18 protein-coding genes and 3 pseudogenes are annotated in these 17,579 nt (G+C 69.7%); 9 read left to right on the top strand and 12 right to left on the bottom strand.

Annotated features, from left to right (window positions below):
* The first annotated feature begins 54 nt into the window (after positions 1 to 54).
* Positions 55 to 390, top strand: a complete 336-nt coding sequence (locus tag ACWGKT_RS18065) for a hypothetical protein (RefSeq protein WP_453274418.1) — start codon at positions 55 to 57, stop codon at positions 388 to 390.
* Positions 391 to 695: 305 nt separating this feature from the next.
* Here the strand turns inward: ACWGKT_RS18065 and ACWGKT_RS18060 are convergent, their stop codons facing one another.
* Positions 696 to 1,025, bottom strand: coding sequence for a hypothetical protein (locus ACWGKT_RS18060; RefSeq protein WP_453274417.1), 330 nt, complete (start codon positions 1,023 to 1,025; stop codon positions 696 to 698).
* Positions 1,026 to 1,114: 89 nt separating this feature from the next.
* Positions 1,115 to 1,804, bottom strand: a complete 690-nt coding sequence (locus ACWGKT_RS18055) for a DJ-1/PfpI family protein (RefSeq protein WP_453274416.1) — start codon at positions 1,802 to 1,804, stop codon at positions 1,115 to 1,117.
* Between the two features lie 255 nt (positions 1,805 to 2,059).
* Between ACWGKT_RS18055 and ACWGKT_RS18050 the strand changes: the two genes are divergently transcribed.
* Positions 2,060 to 2,731 (top strand): hypothetical protein, encoded by a 672-nt coding sequence (locus ACWGKT_RS18050; RefSeq protein ID WP_453274415.1) that lies wholly within the window; start codon positions 2,060 to 2,062, stop codon positions 2,729 to 2,731.
* A gap of 100 nt (positions 2,732 to 2,831) precedes the next feature.
* On the opposite strand, the gene ACWGKT_RS18045 is transcribed toward ACWGKT_RS18050, so the two are convergent.
* From ACWGKT_RS18045 to ACWGKT_RS18035, 3 genes are all read right to left on the bottom strand, one after another.
* Complete coding sequence (locus tag ACWGKT_RS18045) at positions 2,832 to 3,635, bottom strand: hypothetical protein (RefSeq protein WP_453274414.1); 804 nt, start codon at positions 3,633 to 3,635, stop codon at positions 2,832 to 2,834.
* Positions 3,636 to 4,324: 689 nt separating this feature from the next.
* Positions 4,325 to 5,374 carry a PP2C family protein-serine/threonine phosphatase gene (locus ACWGKT_RS18040; RefSeq protein WP_453274413.1) on the bottom strand — a complete coding sequence of 350 codons (1,050 nt, stop codon included), beginning with the start codon at positions 5,372 to 5,374 and terminating at the stop codon, positions 4,325 to 4,327.
* A gap of 418 nt (positions 5,375 to 5,792) precedes the next feature.
* Positions 5,793 to 6,149 (bottom strand): hypothetical protein, encoded by a 357-nt coding sequence (locus ACWGKT_RS18035; RefSeq protein WP_453274412.1) that lies wholly within the window; start codon positions 6,147 to 6,149, stop codon positions 5,793 to 5,795.
* Positions 6,150 to 6,284: 135 nt separating this feature from the next.
* Here ACWGKT_RS18035 and ACWGKT_RS18030 point away from each other — a divergent pair, with 135 nt between their 5' ends.
* Complete coding sequence (locus ACWGKT_RS18030; RefSeq protein WP_453274411.1) at positions 6,285 to 6,728, top strand: peptidoglycan-binding domain-containing protein; 444 nt, start codon at positions 6,285 to 6,287, stop codon at positions 6,726 to 6,728.
* A 76-nt stretch (positions 6,729 to 6,804) separates the two neighbouring features.
* Here ACWGKT_RS18030 and ACWGKT_RS18025 read toward each other — a convergent pair.
* The 3 genes and pseudogenes from ACWGKT_RS18025 to ACWGKT_RS18015 all read right to left on the bottom strand — a co-directional run.
* Positions 6,805 to 7,653: pseudogene (locus tag ACWGKT_RS18025) on the bottom strand (tannase/feruloyl esterase family alpha/beta hydrolase); the annotation flags it as partial.
* A gap of 115 nt (positions 7,654 to 7,768) precedes the next feature.
* Positions 7,769 to 8,419 carry a cytochrome b/b6 domain-containing protein gene (locus ACWGKT_RS18020; protein WP_453274410.1) on the bottom strand — a complete coding sequence of 217 codons (651 nt, stop codon included), beginning with the start codon at positions 8,417 to 8,419 and terminating at the stop codon, positions 7,769 to 7,771.
* Entirely contained in the window at positions 8,367 to 9,092 is a 726-nt protein-coding gene (locus ACWGKT_RS18015; protein WP_453274409.1) for a molybdopterin-dependent oxidoreductase, read from the bottom strand. The genes ACWGKT_RS18020 and ACWGKT_RS18015 overlap by 53 nt, the downstream gene beginning before the upstream one ends.
* Positions 9,093 to 9,299: 207 nt before the next feature.
* Between ACWGKT_RS18015 and ACWGKT_RS18010 the strand changes: the two are divergent.
* Both ACWGKT_RS18010 and ACWGKT_RS18005 read left to right on the top strand, forming a co-directional pair.
* Positions 9,300 to 9,647 (top strand): annotated as a pseudogene (locus ACWGKT_RS18010) (ABC transporter ATP-binding protein); the annotation flags it as partial.
* 172 nt (positions 9,648 to 9,819) lie between these two features.
* The gene (locus tag ACWGKT_RS18005; protein ID WP_453274408.1) at positions 9,820 to 10,383 is read left to right on the top strand and encodes a CGNR zinc finger domain-containing protein; all 564 of its coding nucleotides are present in this window, start codon (positions 9,820 to 9,822) and stop codon (positions 10,381 to 10,383) included.
* Between the two features lie 269 nt (positions 10,384 to 10,652).
* Here ACWGKT_RS18005 and ACWGKT_RS18000 read toward each other — a convergent pair whose 3' ends face one another.
* Both ACWGKT_RS18000 and ACWGKT_RS17995 read right to left on the bottom strand, forming a co-directional pair.
* On the bottom strand, positions 10,653 to 10,847 hold the full coding sequence (locus tag ACWGKT_RS18000; RefSeq protein ID WP_453274407.1) for a hypothetical protein: 195 nt from the start codon (positions 10,845 to 10,847) through the stop codon (positions 10,653 to 10,655).
* A gap of 308 nt (positions 10,848 to 11,155) precedes the next feature.
* The gene (locus ACWGKT_RS17995) at positions 11,156 to 11,281 is read right to left on the bottom strand and encodes a hypothetical protein (protein WP_453274406.1); all 126 of its coding nucleotides are present in this window, start codon (positions 11,279 to 11,281) and stop codon (positions 11,156 to 11,158) included.
* A gap of 53 nt (positions 11,282 to 11,334) precedes the next feature.
* On the opposite strand from ACWGKT_RS17995, the pseudogene ACWGKT_RS17990 reads away from it, so the two are divergent.
* Positions 11,335 to 11,643, top strand: a pseudogene (locus ACWGKT_RS17990) (Ohr family peroxiredoxin); the annotation flags it as partial.
* A gap of 31 nt (positions 11,644 to 11,674) precedes the next feature.
* On the opposite strand, the gene ACWGKT_RS17985 reads toward ACWGKT_RS17990, so the two are convergent.
* Positions 11,675 to 12,169, bottom strand: a complete 495-nt coding sequence (locus ACWGKT_RS17985) for a hypothetical protein (protein ID WP_453274493.1) — start codon at positions 12,167 to 12,169, stop codon at positions 11,675 to 11,677.
* A 382-nt stretch (positions 12,170 to 12,551) separates the two neighbouring features.
* Between ACWGKT_RS17985 and ACWGKT_RS17980 the strand changes: the two genes are divergently transcribed.
* Together ACWGKT_RS17980 and ACWGKT_RS17975 are read left to right on the top strand one after the other, a co-directional pair.
* A complete protein-coding gene (locus ACWGKT_RS17980; protein WP_453274405.1) occupies positions 12,552 to 13,250 on the top strand; it encodes a hypothetical protein in 699 nt (232 codons plus the stop codon).
* A gap of 143 nt (positions 13,251 to 13,393) precedes the next feature.
* On the top strand, positions 13,394 to 15,052 hold the full coding sequence (locus ACWGKT_RS17975; RefSeq protein ID WP_453274404.1) for a penicillin-binding transpeptidase domain-containing protein: 1,659 nt from the start codon (positions 13,394 to 13,396) through the stop codon (positions 15,050 to 15,052).
* 166 nt (positions 15,053 to 15,218) lie between these two features.
* On the opposite strand, the gene ACWGKT_RS17970 is transcribed toward ACWGKT_RS17975, so the two are convergent.
* A complete protein-coding gene (locus ACWGKT_RS17970) occupies positions 15,219 to 16,142 on the bottom strand; it encodes an NADP-dependent oxidoreductase (protein WP_356151235.1) in 924 nt (307 codons plus the stop codon).
* Positions 16,143 to 16,271: 129 nt separating this feature from the next.
* Between ACWGKT_RS17970 and ACWGKT_RS17965 the strand changes: the two genes are divergently transcribed.
* Positions 16,272 to 17,306, top strand: a complete 1,035-nt coding sequence (locus ACWGKT_RS17965) for a GlxA family transcriptional regulator (RefSeq protein WP_453274403.1) — start codon at positions 16,272 to 16,274, stop codon at positions 17,304 to 17,306.
* The last annotated feature ends 273 nt before the right edge of the window (positions 17,307 to 17,579 follow it).

Raw genomic sequence — 17,579 nt, 5'->3', positions numbered from 1 at the left:
GTCCAGTGCTGTCCACTTGCACTACGCCCCATACACATCACGTAGGAGGCCCTGGTGAAGGTCCGCGAATCCGACGAGTGGCCGAGTAGCGGGCCTGGCAGCGGCCCCGGCAGGTTTCGCGTGGTGGAGGTGAGCGAGGAGAGTGCCTCCAGCGAGGCTCGACACCAGAGGAACGCACGCAGGCGGTACATCAACACCATCGTGGAAGCAGGCCTGACGGCACTGGGCAAGACCGCTCCCGATCGCTCGGATGAAGAGTTCTTCGACGTCTTGTGCGACTCCTTCAGCCGGGCCGTCGTTCGGCCCGAGCACATCGGCTTCCCCTCGGACGATACGGAGGCCGACCGCCTGCTGAAGCCCAACGACGTGACACATAGCCCTCCGGAGTAGGCATCGCACGAGGTCATGACGAGGTGGACTCCTCGGTCTACGGACGGCACGTGCCGGAACGGTCGAGGTGGCGCAGGGCCAGCAGACCGCCCACACCGGAACGAGCGCCATGGCTTTCGCGGTGGCCGGGGCCTGCCTGAGCCGCCAGGCCGCGCCGACGACGAACAGGTAGGCGCACCCGTGGCTAGGGCCCATCACGGCGGAGACGGGTCGGAGGTGGGCCGTAGCGAGGTTGACCAACATGAGGACCAGGGTGCCGAGTTCGACATGCGCCGCGATGCGCAGCGACCGCAAGTACCCAACGCTCACACCTCGTTGACGGATTCGGGGTGGACGCGACGCCGCTCGCCGGTGATCTTGGAGGAGGGCAGGCGTCCGGCCTTGGACGTGCCGGTGAGGGTGTCGCCGTCGAGCCTCACGTCGAAGGCCAGGTTCAGCCGCAAGGGCTTGGTGATGGCCTGCTTCCAGGTCAGCCGGTCGCCGTCGAGGACGACCTCGGTCAGCGGAACCTCCTCGCCCGTCCCCTGGGCGGTCCCGGTCAGGACGCCGTCCCGGGAGCGGAGTTCGATCACGGCCCTCATCCGGCCGATCGGGGTGGACATGGTCAGATCCCAGGTGCCTTCAGCGGACTGCATGGTGCGTTGCTTCCTCACGGTGTGGTGCACGACAAAGCGGTGCGGGTCGGGGTCAGAAGGAGACGATCCAGATCGAATCGGAGTCAGAATCAGAAAGAGACGGGTGCCGGCCCCTGGGCGCGCCAGACGACACCGCGCCGCTCGTGGGCGAACAGTTCCTCGACGGCGTGTGCGACGCGGGGACCCACCTCGCGTTCCAGGAGGTACAGGCCGAGGTCGAGTCCGGACGTGACGCTGCTGCCGGTGACGAGGTCGCCGTCGTCCACGACGCGGGCGTTCACCACGTGGACGCCGGTGGCGTCCAGCAGATCCAGGCCCAGGTGGTGGGAGGTGGCACGGCGGCCCTCCAGCAGTCCGGCCATGGCCAGGACCAGCGAGCCGCCACATACCGTGGCGACCGTGACGTCCGGATGCGCCATCGCCGTCTTCAGCAGCGCGGGCAGCTCGGTGGTGAGGGTGCGGCCGAGCAGCACGGGGATGAGCTCGTCCTGCTCCGCCTTGCCGGACCCCTCATCCTCCTCGGGAACCTCACCCGGTTCGCCGATGCGGCCCGAGGCGCCGGGCACCAGGACGTAGCCCGGCCGTTCGGCGTCCAGGGCCGCCGTGGCACGCAGCACCAGCCCTCCCGTACCACTGACCACCTCACGGGGGCCTTCGGCCGAGACCAGTTCCACGCTCACCGCACCGTCGGAGGCCATGCCGCCCGCATACAGCACCTCGTAGGGGGCGATGACGTCGAGCGGGTCGAAGCCGTCGAACAGAACGATCTGAACGTGCATGACACTTCCTCGGGGATTACGGAGAACGGGTCTACGTCGAAACCGGCCCGGTATCGGGCTGCGGACGTCCTCGACGCTATGCGGCCTCCGACGCGCCTCCCAGCGGCAAAAGTGTCACTGTGCAACGGAAAAACGCCAGGGCTCCATCCGTGCGGAGCAAGGGCTGATCCGCAGCCCGCCGGGAGGTACCTTCTCGCCCTTCACACCATGCGGAGCGCTCGCCCGGCTGCCATTGGGGTGCGATGGAATGGCCACGTGACCGTGCATGACGTGACCAGGGCGCTCCCGGGTATCGAGGCGCTGCGCAACCATTGCCAAGGGCTCGCGCTGCTGGACGCCGTACTCAGCCCGGAGTGGGATGCGCGGTTCTACTCCTACGACGTCCACTGGGGTGAGGGCGAGCAGATGGCGTCGATGCGGGACGGCATCGGCGGTGAGTGCGCGATCGTCTTCTCAGCCGCCGGGGCCTACGTCCGCGGCTTCGACCACGAGTCGCTCATGAGTCCCTGGGCACGCATGGACGTACCCGCGGTATGGCCGGGCGCGGTCGACGACGTGCCGGAGGTCTTCCGCCCGTACGTCCAAGAGCCCGCCTTCTGCGACGAGCACGCTGTCGCCGCCATCACCCGCTGCCCTTGGCGCCGGACACCCGACACCCTCTGGCAGACCGGCGCCATTGTCTTCCCCGAGGAGGGGGACGGCGCCCCGGACGGTGCTGACGTCCTTTTCGAGCTCCTCGTCGACCGCTCGCCGGAGGCCTACGCGAAGTGGGCGTCCGAGTACTACGAGGTTCCCGTCCACGTTGAGGCCGTCCGTCACATCCTGGCCGGGCACCCGCTGACCGCGGAGATCGTCGCCGTGCTCAACCCAGACATCGAGCTTTCCGGCGTGGCCGAGGACATTGCACTGATCGGCTACTCGGCTTGAGGGCGCCGACCGGGTCTGCCGACCCGGGCACAGGCCGGACGCCTTGCCGGCATTCACCGTCCAGGACGAGAACCGCGGTGGCAGTGGGCAGGTGACCGCGTCACCGTCCCGGCAGGACGGCGTCCACATCCGTCCGCTCCCAGCCGACCGATATCAGCGCGTCCACGGCGGTGGCATCGCCCAGTGCCAGTGCGGCCGCGGCCGAGGCCTCCGGATCGGGATCGCCGGTGGCGAGCGCCCGGAGTAGCGGGTTCGATTCCTCGTCGCGTTCCGGCAGCGCCACGATGAGCAGTGCGCCTGCCGTGCGTGTGACGGGATCTTCCTCATTCAGCATGTCGGGGAGTAGGGGCACGATTCCCGCGAGTATCTCGCGGGCGACCGCGAGCCAGTGGCCCTCCGCCGTGTCCAGCGCCCTGATGATGCGCAGTGCCAGGCCGAGCACCGGGCGCCTGACGTGGCAGTGGTGTGCTCCCACTCCGATTGCCGCGCCGATCTGGGTCAGATACATGACGGCCAGTACGGCGGCCGAGCTCAACTCCCTTCTGGGGGCCAGGAGCGTGTCGAGTTCGACGTATGCGCGCCGTGCGTCGTCGGCGTCCCACGACAGCAGCCTCGCGAGGTGTCGTGGGACGTCGTTCGGGTCGCTGTCCGTCGCGCAGGCGGCGTTCTCGAAGGAGACCACACGGAGCATGAGCTCGCGGGCCGGCCAGAGCGCGTCGACGTCGAGCTGGACGACGGCGTGTCCGCTCGGCCCGCCTACCGTCAGACGCAGGTCGGCGTCCGGATGCACCGTGGTGATGCCGGGGCCGAAGTCGGCGCGTTCGCCCGACGCGATGTCCCACAGCGCCACCATGCCGTCGCGCCAACTCGCGCCGAGAAACGTCCCGTTGGCGGTGCCGGTCAATGCGAGTCAACTGAGGGCTCTGTCGCGCCGCCCGAAGCGGGCCGTCGCCGGTGTCCGGCATCCACAGGTACAGCGTCCCGTTGGGGTACCCGCCCGCGATCAGCGGCCCCTCGTCCGGAAGTTCGATGCGGGCCAGGGCTGTTACGGGTCCGGCCTCCGGGCGGGCGACGACCGGATCGGCGTCACTGTCGAGCCGGCGTGCCCGCAGGGTGCCGTCCTCGTCGCTGGTGACGGCGAGCGTTCCGGACACGGTCCAGGGGCCAGCGCTGTCGTGGGCCGCCGGGAACTGCTCGGTGCCGGGCTCCATGGGGTCCGGGGACGTCGAGAGCACCGTCCAGCAGCCACCGATGTCGTCCGCGTCGCCAGGATGCAGCGCGATCGGCTTCGGGGCGTCCTGCACCGCACGAGGCTCGATGAGCAGGCAGTCATGGCGTCGCCCTCCAAGCCCTCCACAGCAGGTCGTCGTCTTCCGTCCGGCCGCCGTGCTCCTGCGGCTGTCACCACAGCCGAACGTTCCAGAGTGCTGGGTGGTTCGACGGTCGTTTGTCGACTGACTGCGTGGCGCAGCAGCTGTGGGCCGAGGGCTGCCCATGCGCGGCTGTGGAGCCAGCCCGCGCATGCGCACGCCAGCGTTCCGGGCCGCTGGAGCTGGACGACCACACCGTCCGTGAACAGGTCGCGCCGCATGATCACAGGCGCGGGCGCCGCCTGGCGACAAGGGCGGCGATGTCGTCGTCGAGCGCGCCGCCGCTGTAGGCGATCAGGTCGCTGTGGAGATGGTCGAGGAGCTGGTGGGGCGCCTCGACGCTCCATGAGCGGATGCGATCGGTGAGGGGATAGAAGGCGCCGCAGCGGTCACGGGTCTCAGTGACTCCGTCGGTGTACAGCAGGAGCTGGTCTCCGGGGTGGAAGGGGGCGAGGTCGACGTGGTAACCGTCGCTCACCAGGTTGCCCAGGTTGAGCGGCGGCGAGGGAGCGGCGGGATGCAGCTCACGGACCTCGCCGCGGTGCAGCAGCAGCGGGGGCGGGTGGCCGCAGGTGACGGTCCGGACGACCGGTTCGTCGTCCGGGATCTCGGCGAGGAGAGCGGTGATGAAGCGTTCCGTGGGCTCCGAGCCCGGAACCTCCGGGTACTGGGCGGAGTAGCGGCTCATGCTCGTCTCCAGGCGGCTCGCGAGGCGGGGCAGGTCGGGCGCGTCGTGAGCGGCCTCTCGGAAGGCGCTGAGCAGCGTGGCAGCCGCCTGAATCGCGAGCAGGCCCTTCCCCCGTACGTCGCCGATGAGCAGCCGTACGCCGTGCGGGGTGCGTATCGCCTCGTACAGGTCGCCCCCGATCCGGGCTTCCGCCGCGGCAGCCAGGTAGAGGCTCTCCAGCGTGACGTGCCCGAGGTGTCGCGGTATCGGATGCAGCACCGCCAGCTGGGCGGTCTCGGCCACTGAGCGGACCTGAAGCAGCTGATGGGCGCGTCGGCTCAGCAGGCGGTTGAAGGAGACGGAGAATGCCGCGATCGCCACGAGGGTGGCCAGCTCGGAGTAGGCGGTCGCGTCCCGCAGCGCATCGAAGTCCACCATCAGGCCGAGAAAGATGCCGCACGCGCCCACTCCGGTGAACACGGTCCCCCACAGGGGCAGCAGTGCGGCGGCGGAAACCATGGCCGTGGCAAGGAAGGCATCCGGCCTGACATCGCGGGGTGTGAAGAGGCCGACCAGCAGGCCGACGAGCAGCAGCAGAGCGGGCACGACGAGCAGCAACCTGCCCCGCGCACGACCTCTGCGCGGGACTCCGCGATCCTCAGGAGACCTCGCCACCGTGCCGCTCCCCAAGGTCACACAGGCCGAGCAGCAGCCTAGGTCCGGAAGCCAGGCCACCGATTTGGGCAATTTTATCGCCGTCCGCCCGAAGCCTACGCAGATGCGGCTCCCCCGCTCCGTGTTCGTCAGGTCACCGGCCGGACGGTTCCCGGTGCAGCTGATCGCGGCATTGCTGGGATCCGCCGGCATTTCTGCCTTCGAACGTCGGCATTTCTGCCTTCAAGCAAGGACTGTCGACGGCCGAGGAGACACCGAGCAAGCCCACTCTCACATCATGTACCTACGGCGGTTACGCAGAGTAAAAAAGCCATCGTGAACTCCCGCCCCAGAGCATCCGTCCCGACGCCTACGAGCCCTTGTCGCCGGCTTCCAGGAAATCGGCCTGCCTCACCAGATCCGCCGCGATGTCGTCCCAGTCCGGTCCGTGCAGCCACAGACTCTCGGCAGCCTCCCGCATCAGCGCCGGCTCGTCCGGCCGCTGCAACAACACCAGCCGATAGGCGAGATTCCTGACCCAGACCGGCAGCCGGCCGTCCACCCCATGCGGACTGAGCTCACGCAGCATGGCAAGGATGTCCTCCGCGTCCGCGAAGGTCAGTTCCTCGACGAAGTAGTGCTCCCGGTGTTCCTGGTCGCAATCCGGCGTGGGCCCGTACTCGTCTCCGTAGAGACACCGGGCATGCTCCGTCAGGGTGCTGTGCATGTCCTGGAGCCTACGACGCCCGTCCGGGAGACCCCGCCCGCAGACAGATGATCTTGAGGTCCCCATTGCTGATATGTTGTCAGCCGCCGCCTGACCTGCGGCGTAACGACCAATACCACGGGGGGAACACCCACCATGAAACGCGCTCTCGCATGCCTCGGCGCCCTGACCGCCATCACCGCCGGTCTCGTCATCAGCGGTCCGTCGGCTCAGGCCGCTTCGGGGTGCAGCACCACGACCAAGTACTACGACACGCACGGGTACTACACCGACGTCCCGACCGTCGGACTGCGTGGCACGAACTTCTGCACGCTGCGCCGCGGCGCCTCCAACAATGCCGTCTACACGCTCCAGGTCACCCTGGACTACTGCTACGGCAAGGACACGGGCGGCTTCGACGGTGTCTTCGGCGCGAAGACGGAGTCGGCGCTGAAGCAGGTCCAGAGCTCCCTGCACCTCACCGCCGATGGTGTCTACGGCCCCAACACCCGTGACGCGATGGAGTGGCAGTGGCGCGCCATGAACGGCTCGCAGCTGTGCGACAAGCTCTCGGTGCGCGGCCCGCTGCGCGACGCCTGACCGTCATCCGGCACTCCGCACGATGGCCCGCCACCGCAGGTGGCGGGCCATCGCCTTGTCCGGATGGGAGCGCGATGCGCGGGTCGAAACCGCACCGTTCGGGGGCGTCGACCAGGCCGTCCTCGGCTCCGTCGAGCGGGTCGCAGGACTTGATGGCGGCGTTCGTGAAGGCATCCAGCTCGGACGGGGTCGGGTAGGTCTTCTCCTGGTTCATGACGACCTGCGGCCAGAGGGTGGCGACCTCGAACTCGTCCCAGTTGACGGCGGGCGCGTTGGCCAGGATGCCGTCGTAGTCGTCGGGGTGGCGCTGGGCCTCCGCGTAGCCCTGGCGTCCGCCGGTGGAACAGCCGTTGAAGTACGCGTAGGAGGCGGGCCTGCCGTAGAAGCTGCCGATGACCTCCTTGGCGATCAACGCCGCCTCGTGCTCGGAGCGGCCGGCGAAGTTCTTCAGCAACGCCGCATTGACCTGGCCGTCGCTGTGCGGCGCCCAGCTGGTGTCGATGCAGGTGCTGACGCCGGCGTCGGTGGTCGCGGCGGCGTAGCCGTTCTTGACCGCGTTGGCCAGGCCCTTGCCGTAGTCACCGGCGGCGTAGGCGCTGCCGCCGATCGTCTGCAGGCGGCCGTTCCAGCCCTGCAGGGGCAGCCGTACCCGCACCTTGGCGTGATCGCCGGCTCCCGGGTGAGCGAGCGTGACTGTCATGTCGCAGAACGCCGGTACGTCGTCGACGTGGTCCGCGGGCAGCGGCCAGACCTCGGGTACGTCCACGGTGCCGGCCTCGTGCCGGACGGCCGTCACCTTCTCCACCGTGGTGCCGGACGGGGCCTTGACGGACTGCGGGGAGCAGGTGACAGGGGTGGATACGGAGGCGGGGCCTTGTGGCGGCAGTGCGGACGCGGTCGGCAGGTAGACCGCCGCCGTGATCAGCGGTACGCCGGTCGCGAGGGCAGCAAGAAGTCGTCATCTCATGGTGTTTCCCCGATCAAGAGGCAATGCAAGAGGCAATCAAGGAGTGGATGCAGGGCGGTCAGGCAGGGGGTGTTTACGGCAGCCAGTGCTTGTGGTGACGTTCGGCCCAGGTCCGGCTGACGTGTCCGCTGCGCATGGCGAGCAGCGCTTCCGGGTCGGCCAGGGCCTTGCGCAGGTGTGCGATGAGGGCGATGGCGATCGCCCAGGCCACGAGGTCGTGGACGAAGATCGCGCTGGTGCGGGAGATGAAGGGCAGCAGACCCACGCACCACATCAGCAGGCCGGTGAAGAGCATGACCAGGACGGCGCCGGCGAGGGAGCCCGCGTAGAGCTTCTGGCCCGCGTTGAACTTGCCGGCCGGGCGGGCCTCGGGTGCGGTCCGGCGCCGGAGGGCGTCGCTGAGCCACTGTCGGTCGTACGGAGCGAAGCGGTTGAGCCTGCGCAGGTCCGCGCGGAACGCGGCGGAGAACAGGCCCAGCAGGGAGGGCAGCGGCAGGGTGATGCCCGACCATACGTGGATCGTGGCCAACAGGTGCCGTCGTCCGATGAGTTGGGTGAGCGGGGCGAAGTAGAGGCAGGCCGCGGTGGTCACGCACAGCAGCATCAGGAGGGCGGTGGTCTGGTGGACCGTGCGCTCGGCGATGCTGAAGCGGCTTACGCGGTCGCGGAGTTCAGGCCGCCCTGTCGTGCCGGTCGGCGTCGTCGAGCCAGCCGTCGACGGCATAGCCGCGCTCCTCCCAATAGCCAGGGACGACCTTGTCGGTGACCGAGATGCCGGACAGCCACTTGGCCGACTTGTAGAAGTACATGGGCGCCACGTAGAGCCGGACCGGGCCGCCGTGTTCGTGGGTGAGGGGCTTGTCCTGCATGGTCAGGGCCAGCAGGACGTCGGAGCGGCGCGCCTGTTCCAGGGTGAGGCTCTCGCTGTACGCGCCGTCGAAGCAGGTGAAGCGGACCGCCGCGCCGCTCGGGCGCACGCCGGCGGCGTCGAGGAGGTCCGCGAGGCGCACCCCGGTGAAGGGGGTCTGCTTCACCCGCCAGCCGTCGGTGCACAGCACGTCGTGGACGATCCGGGTCTGCGGCAGGGCGCGCAGTGCGTCGAGGGTGTACGTCCGCGGTGTGCGCACCAGGCCGTCGACCTGTAGCCGGTAGGTCTTGGCGTCCTTGCGCGGCACCGAGCCGACGACGCTGTAGTAGCGGAAGCCTCCCGGGTTGGGCAGCAGGCCGGTCAGGCCCGTGGGGTCGGCCTGGGAGGCGGCGCCGAGGAATCTCTCCCAGCCGTGCTGGAGGTAGGGCGCCGCGGCGAGTCCGGCGGCGCCCGCGCCGAGGACGCCGAGCAGCGCCCGCCGTCCCACCGGGGCTCCCTCGGACGCCCGCTTCTGTGTTCCTCCTGGCATGGTGACTGCGCTCCTTCGCGACACACGTGTGAACTCTGCCGGCCCGCCGCCCCGAGTCATCATCACCGGTTTAACCGGTGACGATGCTGGCATGGGAGTCTCGGGCTGTCAACACACGCATCCGGCCGCGACGGTCGACCGGGGAGCAGTGGGACGCAAGTGGGCGCGAGAAGGAGGCTGTTACGCGGTCGGCGAGGTAGATCGCGTTTCGCGCCCGAGCGGGGTGAGGCGGAGCGGATGAACTTGCTCGCGCGGTTCCTGTTCCGCGGTGCGCGGGCGCATCTGCCGGGCGGGGCGCTCTCCGGCGGTGAACGGCCGCGTGCCACCCTGGCCTGCGTCCTGTGCGCCGAGCCGGCGCCGCAGTTGCTGCTGGACGAGCCGACCAACAACCTGGACCTGTTCAGCGCGGGGCGACCGGAGGGCACGCGCAACTCCTATCGGGGCGCATTCATGGCGGCCAGCCGCGACGAGCGGTTCCTCGCCGAGATCAGGGTGAACCGCTGGCTGTGGCTGGCCGATGGGAGCATCGAGGAGACGGGAGCGCCCGAGGTGTGAGCCGCCGGCGTGTGCAACGGCCCGCATCCGAGGCCCCGTGCCCGACGGGCCGACCGGCGATCGCGTGGGCCGGTTCCCTGTGCCGCAACCCGCGCGCGGGCTGCGGGTGGAGTGAGGCTTGCGCCCTGCCCGAGCCTTGCGCCATACCACAGTCACCTGTCAAGATGGTGACGTGAATCTTGACCATGTCTTCGTGTGCGGGCACCCGGCGCTCGACTTCGCGGCCACGCTGCGCGCCCGACGCTCGATTCGGTTCGAGATGTTCGTGACGCCGGACCGGCTCAACGCCTGGTACCTGGAGTCCGGGCTCGTGGACACGATCACACCCGGCGAGCCGGACGACGTCCGGGCCGCGATCGCGCTGCGCGAGGCCATCTACCGGCTCGTCACCGACCGCCGCCTCGGCGAGGACTTCGACCGGCAGACCCTGGCGGTCTTGAACGCCGCCGCGCGCCAGGTCCCGGTAACGCCACAGCTCACCCTGGGGGGCCGGCACACCGACGCAACCCCGCAGCAGGCCCTGGCCACCGTCGCCCGGCAGGCCGTCGAACTGCTCAGCGGCCCGGACGTCCCGCTGCTCAAGGAGTGCGGCAACCCCGAATGCACGCGTGTCTACATCGACCGCTCCCGGGGCCTGCGGCGGCAGTGGTGCGGCATGGAGTCCTGCGGCAACAAGATCAAGGCAGCGGCCTACCGCGCCCGCAAGAAGACGACGCCCACCGCGGCCGGGAGCTGAGTCGGCGGCAACACGTGTGCCCCGGTCAGTGGGCACATGTGTCGCCGCCGGGCAGACACGTCTACAGGTGGTCCTCGGCGTGGGTAGCTTGCACAGCATCGCCGACGACAGTGAGTGAACGCCACAACAGGACGCACCCCGGCCGAGGCAGCGTCCGGCTCGACGAAGGCCGGCGCGCCGCGGCGGGCCGGCCTTCGTCGAGCTGCCCGTGATGTACACCCTGGTCAGGGCCGACCGGGACGGGTGGAGTCACGCAGGGTGATTGCCGGTTACAGCCCGAGATCGAGGGCGAGGCACGAGAAGTACTGCCACGAGCCCTCGGGGTTGTACGTGGTGGCGGTCCCGCCCGCCCCGCTCTCCACCTCTTGGGTCATATCCTCGAAGCGGATGCGCTCGGGGAGCTTGCCAAAGCGCGCGTGCCGTGCCGCTGCCGCGGCGGCGTCCGCCGCGAGTTCCTTGTTCATGACCCGTACTCCACTTCGTCGGTGTTCTCATGCCGAGCGGATCGCGTCCGTCCTGATGTCGCACTTGACATCCCCGAGGATGCACCCGCATGCGTCACCAGTCAAGGCGGTGACGAGTGCGAGAGTGTGCACACGTGCGTCGCCGGACGGGCCGACGTCCGTCGAACGGTGACGGCCCTTGTACTTGGCGTAGGCGCCGAGCTCTACCGTGTCGTGCTCGCGACTGATGCCGCCCTTCGATCTTGTGGACTCACCGGTCAGAGGCGGTCGGCGTCGACGACGGCCTACGCGAAGGCGGTCGGCGCCTCCTAGGGCAGGTTGTGCCCGATGTGCGCGAGGGTGCGGTGCTCGTAGCGGCCCGTGAAGTGGTCGCGGTAGGCGGAACCGTCGCCGGCGGGGGTGAAGGAGTCGAGGGCCGGGTCGAGGGTGAACACGTCCCGGATCCGAGGCCAATCGAAACCTTCGACCCAGATGGGGAGCACGAGCCATGGCAGTCACCTACACCGCCCGAGTCGACGTCGACGGAGAGGGCCGTAACGGCGGCCACGTCCACTCTTCCGACGGCCTCCTGGAGACCCAGCTCGCCACCCCCAAGGAATTCGGCGGCGCGGGCGACGCGACCAACCCCGAGCAGTTGTTGGCCGCCGGCTGGGCCGCCTGCTTCCTCGGCGCCCTGCGTCGCGCCGCCGCCATCCGCAAGATCCGGCTCACCGGCACCACGATCACCGCCGAGATCGCGCTCACCCATGGCGACGACGGGGAGTTCTCCCTCTCCGCACTCCTCAGCCCGGTCCTCGGCGGCGTGGACCAGGCCACCGCGGAGGAACTCACGCGGTCAGCAGGATCCGTCGCACCGATTCCGGGGCCTGTGTCCACCATTGGGCAAGAGTCGCCCGGATCTTCGGGTCGGGATCGGCAGCCAGTCGGGCGCGCAGCTCCGTCGGCACATGATCGCGTTCCGCCAGGTGCTCACGCACCCGCGGGTCGTCGTCGAGCAGCCGCTCGAACAGCTCTCTTGGCGCGTCGTCCGCGCCAACCACCACGGCCGCGCGTATCGCCGGAGCCGGATGCTCGGCGAGCGTCATCAGGAAGGCATGCGGGAGGCTGCGGTTGAGCGCCAGGGAATGCGTGAGCCAGTGGTCGTCGAGTGCGATGATTTCGGCAATCATGTCGTCGGTCAGGTCCGAGCGCTCGGCAACGCCGCCGAAGCCGCCGCGGTGGGCGAAGAGGCGGCGGACGAGCTCGGGCGGTAGCGCGGGGTTCGTTGCGAGTGCCTCCACCACCTTGTCGAGGTGGACCGGCGGCAGCGTGACGTCCGGCACGGCAAGCGACCCTTCTGGCGCGGCGAGTTGACCGCGGAGTCTCTCCCGCGCGTCGACCGATCCCGCTTCGTGCCGATGACTCGGGGGCTCACGCGACTGCGGGCAGCGCTGGACTCACCAGGCCTCGCCGACCGGCGTTCCACAGGCTGGTGCGGCGCACCCGCTGGAAAATCTCCCGGTGCGTTCGAGGAACCTGCATACCATCCTTGGGGCACCGGCCGGCCGCCCGCTGTCGCGCTGTTCAGCCGCTTGGGGGGGGAACCGGGGTGGGACTGTGATGTGGCGATGGCGCAGGGAGAAGGGCAGGGGGCAGGAATCCGGTACTACGCCGGAGACCGACCCCTGGGGTGATCAGTGGCAGGACTGGTTGCGCCGTTCTCCGGTGGGCACCGACCTGCTGGCGTGGTGGCGGGACGAAGGCGGCACCTTCCTCGCCCACGCCGGCCCGGAAGGCTACCGTGCCCGGCTTGCCGAGCTCATCTCCCGTGCCTCGCCTCGGGACGTGGCGGCCTTGGGGATCGGGTGCACACGTCGTATCGACCGACCTTGTCGTGATCCCAAGACGTGCAGCCAGGACCCACCCGACGGCCAGGCAGTCACCGTCCCGAACCGCACGGGTCCGATTCCCGGCGCCTGCGGTGGCTTCAAGGACTGCTGGACCACGTACGGCATCAACGTCAAGTTCACGCCCGACGACCGGCACCGTGCGGTGCACATCCAGGACCCGTCGGACCGCTGCATGCTCTGGATCGACGGTGTCCGCGTTGCGGAGGGGCTCGCGCTGGAGCATTCCGGGTACTGGGCGAGCAGTCGGTTCTACGTGGTGCAGACCGAGGGTCCCAAAGACCACCCGGAACAAGGCCTGGCGATGGGAAACCTGTGCTGGAACATCCTGTCCCTGGTGGTCCACGACGTGGAGCGGGCCACGACGCGGGTACTCGTGCCCGAGGCCACGCAGACGTGGACCTGTCCCGTGCTGCGGGTGGACGGTGAGGCCTTGCGCGTCTACCCCGACTACGAGGTGTGCGAGGACGCCTCACCGGACCGTGTGCTCCCCATCGAGCCGCTGCCGTCGACCTGACCGCGTGCCCGCGCAGGGATCCAGGACCGGCCCTGGAGGCCGTCCCGAAGGGCGAACCAGGGCCTCCGCAAGGTGTGTTGACCGGTGTCACCTGAGTACGCGTACTCAGGCAACATCAACTCCGGGTCGAAAGAATCCCTGTCATGAACAGACCTGTGAAGCTCGGCTTAGTCGGGGCATGCACGGCACTGCTTGTCGTCGGGGGAATCGGTATCTTCAACCTCGTCCACGGGTTGACCGCCGGGGCATCGCAGGACGGCCAGTCCGGTTCGTCGGGCAGTTTCGATCCGTCCACGCTGTCGAGCACACCGCCGTCGAACACCGAGGCGGTCGAGCGAGCCCGAGCGTTCCTGGACAGCTGGTCCGAGCAGCGGTTGGAGGGTGCGGCCGGCGACACCGACAGGCCCGGCACAGCGGCCCCGGCGTTGCGGGACTACAAAGATGGCCTGCACCTGAGCAAGTTGACGTTCGACCACATTCTCTCGGCCGGTCCGTCGACGGTGACTCCGGGCGCCACCAAGGTCACTTTCGATGTGAAGGCCGAGGTGGCGGGCGGCACTTGGACGTACTCCAGCGCCGTGGCGGTGGTGCGCAGCACGAACGGCGTGTCGGCGGTGCACTGGAACAAGTCGGTGCTCTATCCGGGCCTCGGCGACGACCAGTCGCTCACCGCGGGCAAGCTCCCCGCCGGAGCGAGCTCGGCGAAGGTCGTGGCGAGCGACGGCAAGACGGACCTGTCCACGTTCGCCTCGCTGCGGGGCATCGCGACGACCATCGGCCAGAACGCCAAACCCACGGGCGGCACCACGGGCACCGGGGTGGCGGTGGTCGACGGTGACGGTGACGGGGTCAAGGCGCTGAAGGACTTCTCCAAGGGCCGGCCCCCGGTCATCAGGACGACCATCGACGCCCGCCTCCAGGCAGTGGCCGAGAGCGCCGTGAAGAACCCTCAACTCCAGGAGAAGCCCGCCGGAACAGTGGCACTCGACTGGAAGAACGGCCACATCCTCGCGCTGGCGCACACGGGTGGGGACGGAGACATCGCCATCAACGGCATCAAGTCGCCGGGCTCCACCATGAAGATCATCACCTCCGCGGCGCTGTTCGACCAGGCGGGCCTCACCGCGAACAGCCCCGCGCCCTGCACCGACTCCTTGGTCGCCAACAGCCAGCTGTTCCACAACGACCCGGGTCTGAAGGCCAACCCCGGCTCCACCCTCGCCCAGGCGTTCACGGTGTCCTGCAACACCGCCTTCATCAAGGACGGCTTCCACTACCTCGTGCACGACGGAGACGCCTCCGCCCTGCACAACGAGGCCGTCGACGTCTTCGGCATGGGCAGCTGGTCGATCGGCGGCCGGGTCGCCACGACCGATCCGAGCATCCCTACGGACGTTCAAGCCGGAGACCAGGCAGCCCAGTTCATCGGGCAGGGCAGGGTCACCGCCACACCGCTGTTCATGGCGTCCGTGGCGGCCACCGTACGAGGCGTCGGCTTCAAGCAGCCCATCATCCTGCCGGACCAGCACCAGCAGACCGCCCCTCGCCCCATCACCGCTCGGACCGCGGGCTACCTCCAGTCGATGATGCGCAGCGTGGCCACCAGCGGCACCGCTGCGCCGCGCCTCGGCGGGCTGCCGGGCGTCGGCGCGAAAACGGGTACGGCCGAGGAAGGGGACCACACCAACGGCTGGCTGACCGCGTACGACTCACGCATCGCGGTCGCGGCCCTGGTCGAAGGCGGCAGCTCCGGTGTGGACTCCGCCGGGCACGTCGTGCGACAACTGCTGACCGGCAGCTGACGGCGACAGCGGCCTGTGCCCAGTGCTGTGAGGGCACAGGCTGATCGCCGCCCGGGTACGCACCTGGTCGAAGCCCGGCCCCGGATACGCACCCGGTCGAGGACTTGTCCCGTATCCGCTCGCGGGTGCGTATCCCACGTCCACCCGGCCGCCTTACGGCCGCGGATCAGGCAACGGTCAGGACGATCTTGCCGGTGGTGCGGCCCTGCTCGCCGATCTCGTGCGCCTTCGCGGCCTGGGCCAGCGGCAGGACCGTCTCGACCACCGGCTTCAGGGCGCCCCGCTCCACCAGGGCGGCGATCTCGCGCAGGCCGAGGTGGTCGGGCTCGACCAGGGCCCACACCGCCCGCACGCCGTCCTGGGCGGCGGGCACGTCGTCGGGGCCGGGCAAGGTGATCAGCCGGCCGCCGGCCCGGAGCACCTTCAGAGAGCGCTCGGCCGTCTCGCCGCCCAGCCCGTCCAGCACCACGTCGACGTCGGACACGGCGTCCTCGAACCGTACCGCTCGGTAGTCGATCACCTCGTCCGCGCCCAGCTCCCGCAGCAGGTCGTGCTTGCCGGCGCTGGCCGTGCCGATGACGTACGCACCACGGGCCTTGGCGATCTGCACCGCGAAGTGGCCGACCCCGCCGGCCGCCGCGTGCACCAGCACCCGCTCTCCGGGGCGTACGTCCGCCACGTCCACCAGCGCCTGCCAGGCGGTCAGCGCGGCGAGCGGCAGCGCCGCCGCCTCCACATGCGTCAGACCCGCCGGCTTCGGGGCGAGGTGCCGGGCCGGCGCCACCACGTACTCGGCGTACCCGCCCGCCTGGCGCGGGAACAGCGGCATGCCGAAGACCTCGTCGCCGGGACGGAAGATCCCCACACCGGGCCCGACGGCCTCGACCGTGCCGGACACGTCCCAGCCCACCACCGGTACGGCGCCCCATTCGATCAGGGCCCCACTGGCGCGGGTCTTCCAGTCCACCGGGTTCACTCCGGCCGCGTGCACACGGACCAGGACCTCGTTCAGTCCCGGCTCCGGCCGCTCGACCTCCCGCTCGACCAGGTTCTCGGGTCCGCCCCACTGCTCTACGACCACCGCGCGCATGCTGTCTGCCTCGTCCTTCGTTTCGATCGGCTCGTCACCGGGAGATCCCCGGCGCGACGCAGTCCACGATCCGGCAGCCCGGCCTCCCGCGGTGTTGGCCGTTTGGCCACTGTGTGACAGGATCTGGCCATGAGCGACCCGCAGTGTGCAACCCTGGCCGACAAGAGGGACCAGGCCGCCGGAGCGCCTCGGCGACACCGGATCGCGGTGCTCGCCCTGCCCGGGGTGCCACCCTTCGAGCTCGGCATACCCTCTCGTGTCTTCGGCAGCGTGGAGGACGCCGAGGGTCACCCGCTCTACGACGTCACCGTCTGCACCGCCGACGGCGCCCCCGTGCTCAGCGACGCCGGCTTCACGGTGCAGCCCGCGGCGGGCCCCGAGGCGCTGGCCGCCGCGGACACCGTGATCGTCCCGCCCACCCACGCCATGCCCGAACTCGGCCGCGGCGGCCCACTGCCCCCCGAGGTCACGGCGGCCATCGCCGGCATTCGGCCAGGCACCCGGCTGGTGTCGATATGCAGCGGCTCGTACGTGCTCGCCGCCGCCGGACTGCTCGACGGCCGCCCCGCCACCACCCACTGGAACCTGGCCCCCGAGTTCCGCCGGGCCTATCCCAAGGTCAAGGTCGACGAGGAAGTCCTCTTCGTCGACGACGGCGACGTGCTGACCTCCGCGGGCGTGGCCGCGGGCGTCGATCTGTGTCTGCACATGATCCGCCGCGATCACGGCGCGGCCGCCGCCAACAGGGCCGCCCGCATGTGCGTCGTACCGCCCTGGCGAGACGGCGGACAGGCCCAGTACATCGACCGTCCGGTGCCCGAACCCACCGTCGCCAGCACCACCGCCACCCGCGCCTGGGCCCTGGAGCACCTCGGCGAGCCCCTGTCCCTGGCCCAGCTCGCCGAACACGCCCGGATGAGCCTGCGCTCCTTCACCCGGCGCTTCCGCGACGAGGTCGGCATGACGCCGGTGCAATGGCTCACCGCACAACGTCTGGAACTGGCCAAGCAACTGCTGGAGACCACCGATCTGCCGATCGACCTGGTCGCGCACCGAGCGGGCTTCGGCTCCGCGAACTCCCTGCGCGCGCACATGAGAACGACGTTCGGGGTCTCACCCGCCGCCTACCGGCGAACCTTCAGCCCCAGTGACCAGCCCCAGTGATCGCGCCGGTTCCCCGCACCCCGTTGCGGTGACCCGTATCGAGTGCGGAGACTTCGTCCTGCGGCGCTGGCGGGGACAGAGCGATTTCGCTCCGGCGTTCAGGTTGATCGAGGAGTCCGTGGACCCCCTTCGCCCGTGGATGCCGTGGGTCGACCAGCACAGCGAGAAGAGCACCCGAGACTTTCTCGCGCACGACCGGGCCAACCCCTCCAGTGCCGCCGTACCGCGCCGGTTGGGGTTCACCGAAGTCCGGCGTGAGCCGACAGCACCACC

It is taken from the genome of Streptomyces sp. NPDC054794 (genome assembly GCF_053611585.1).
The sequence above is the reverse complement of the archived record's forward strand: the minus strand, read 5'-3'. Positions and strand labels throughout refer to the sequence as shown.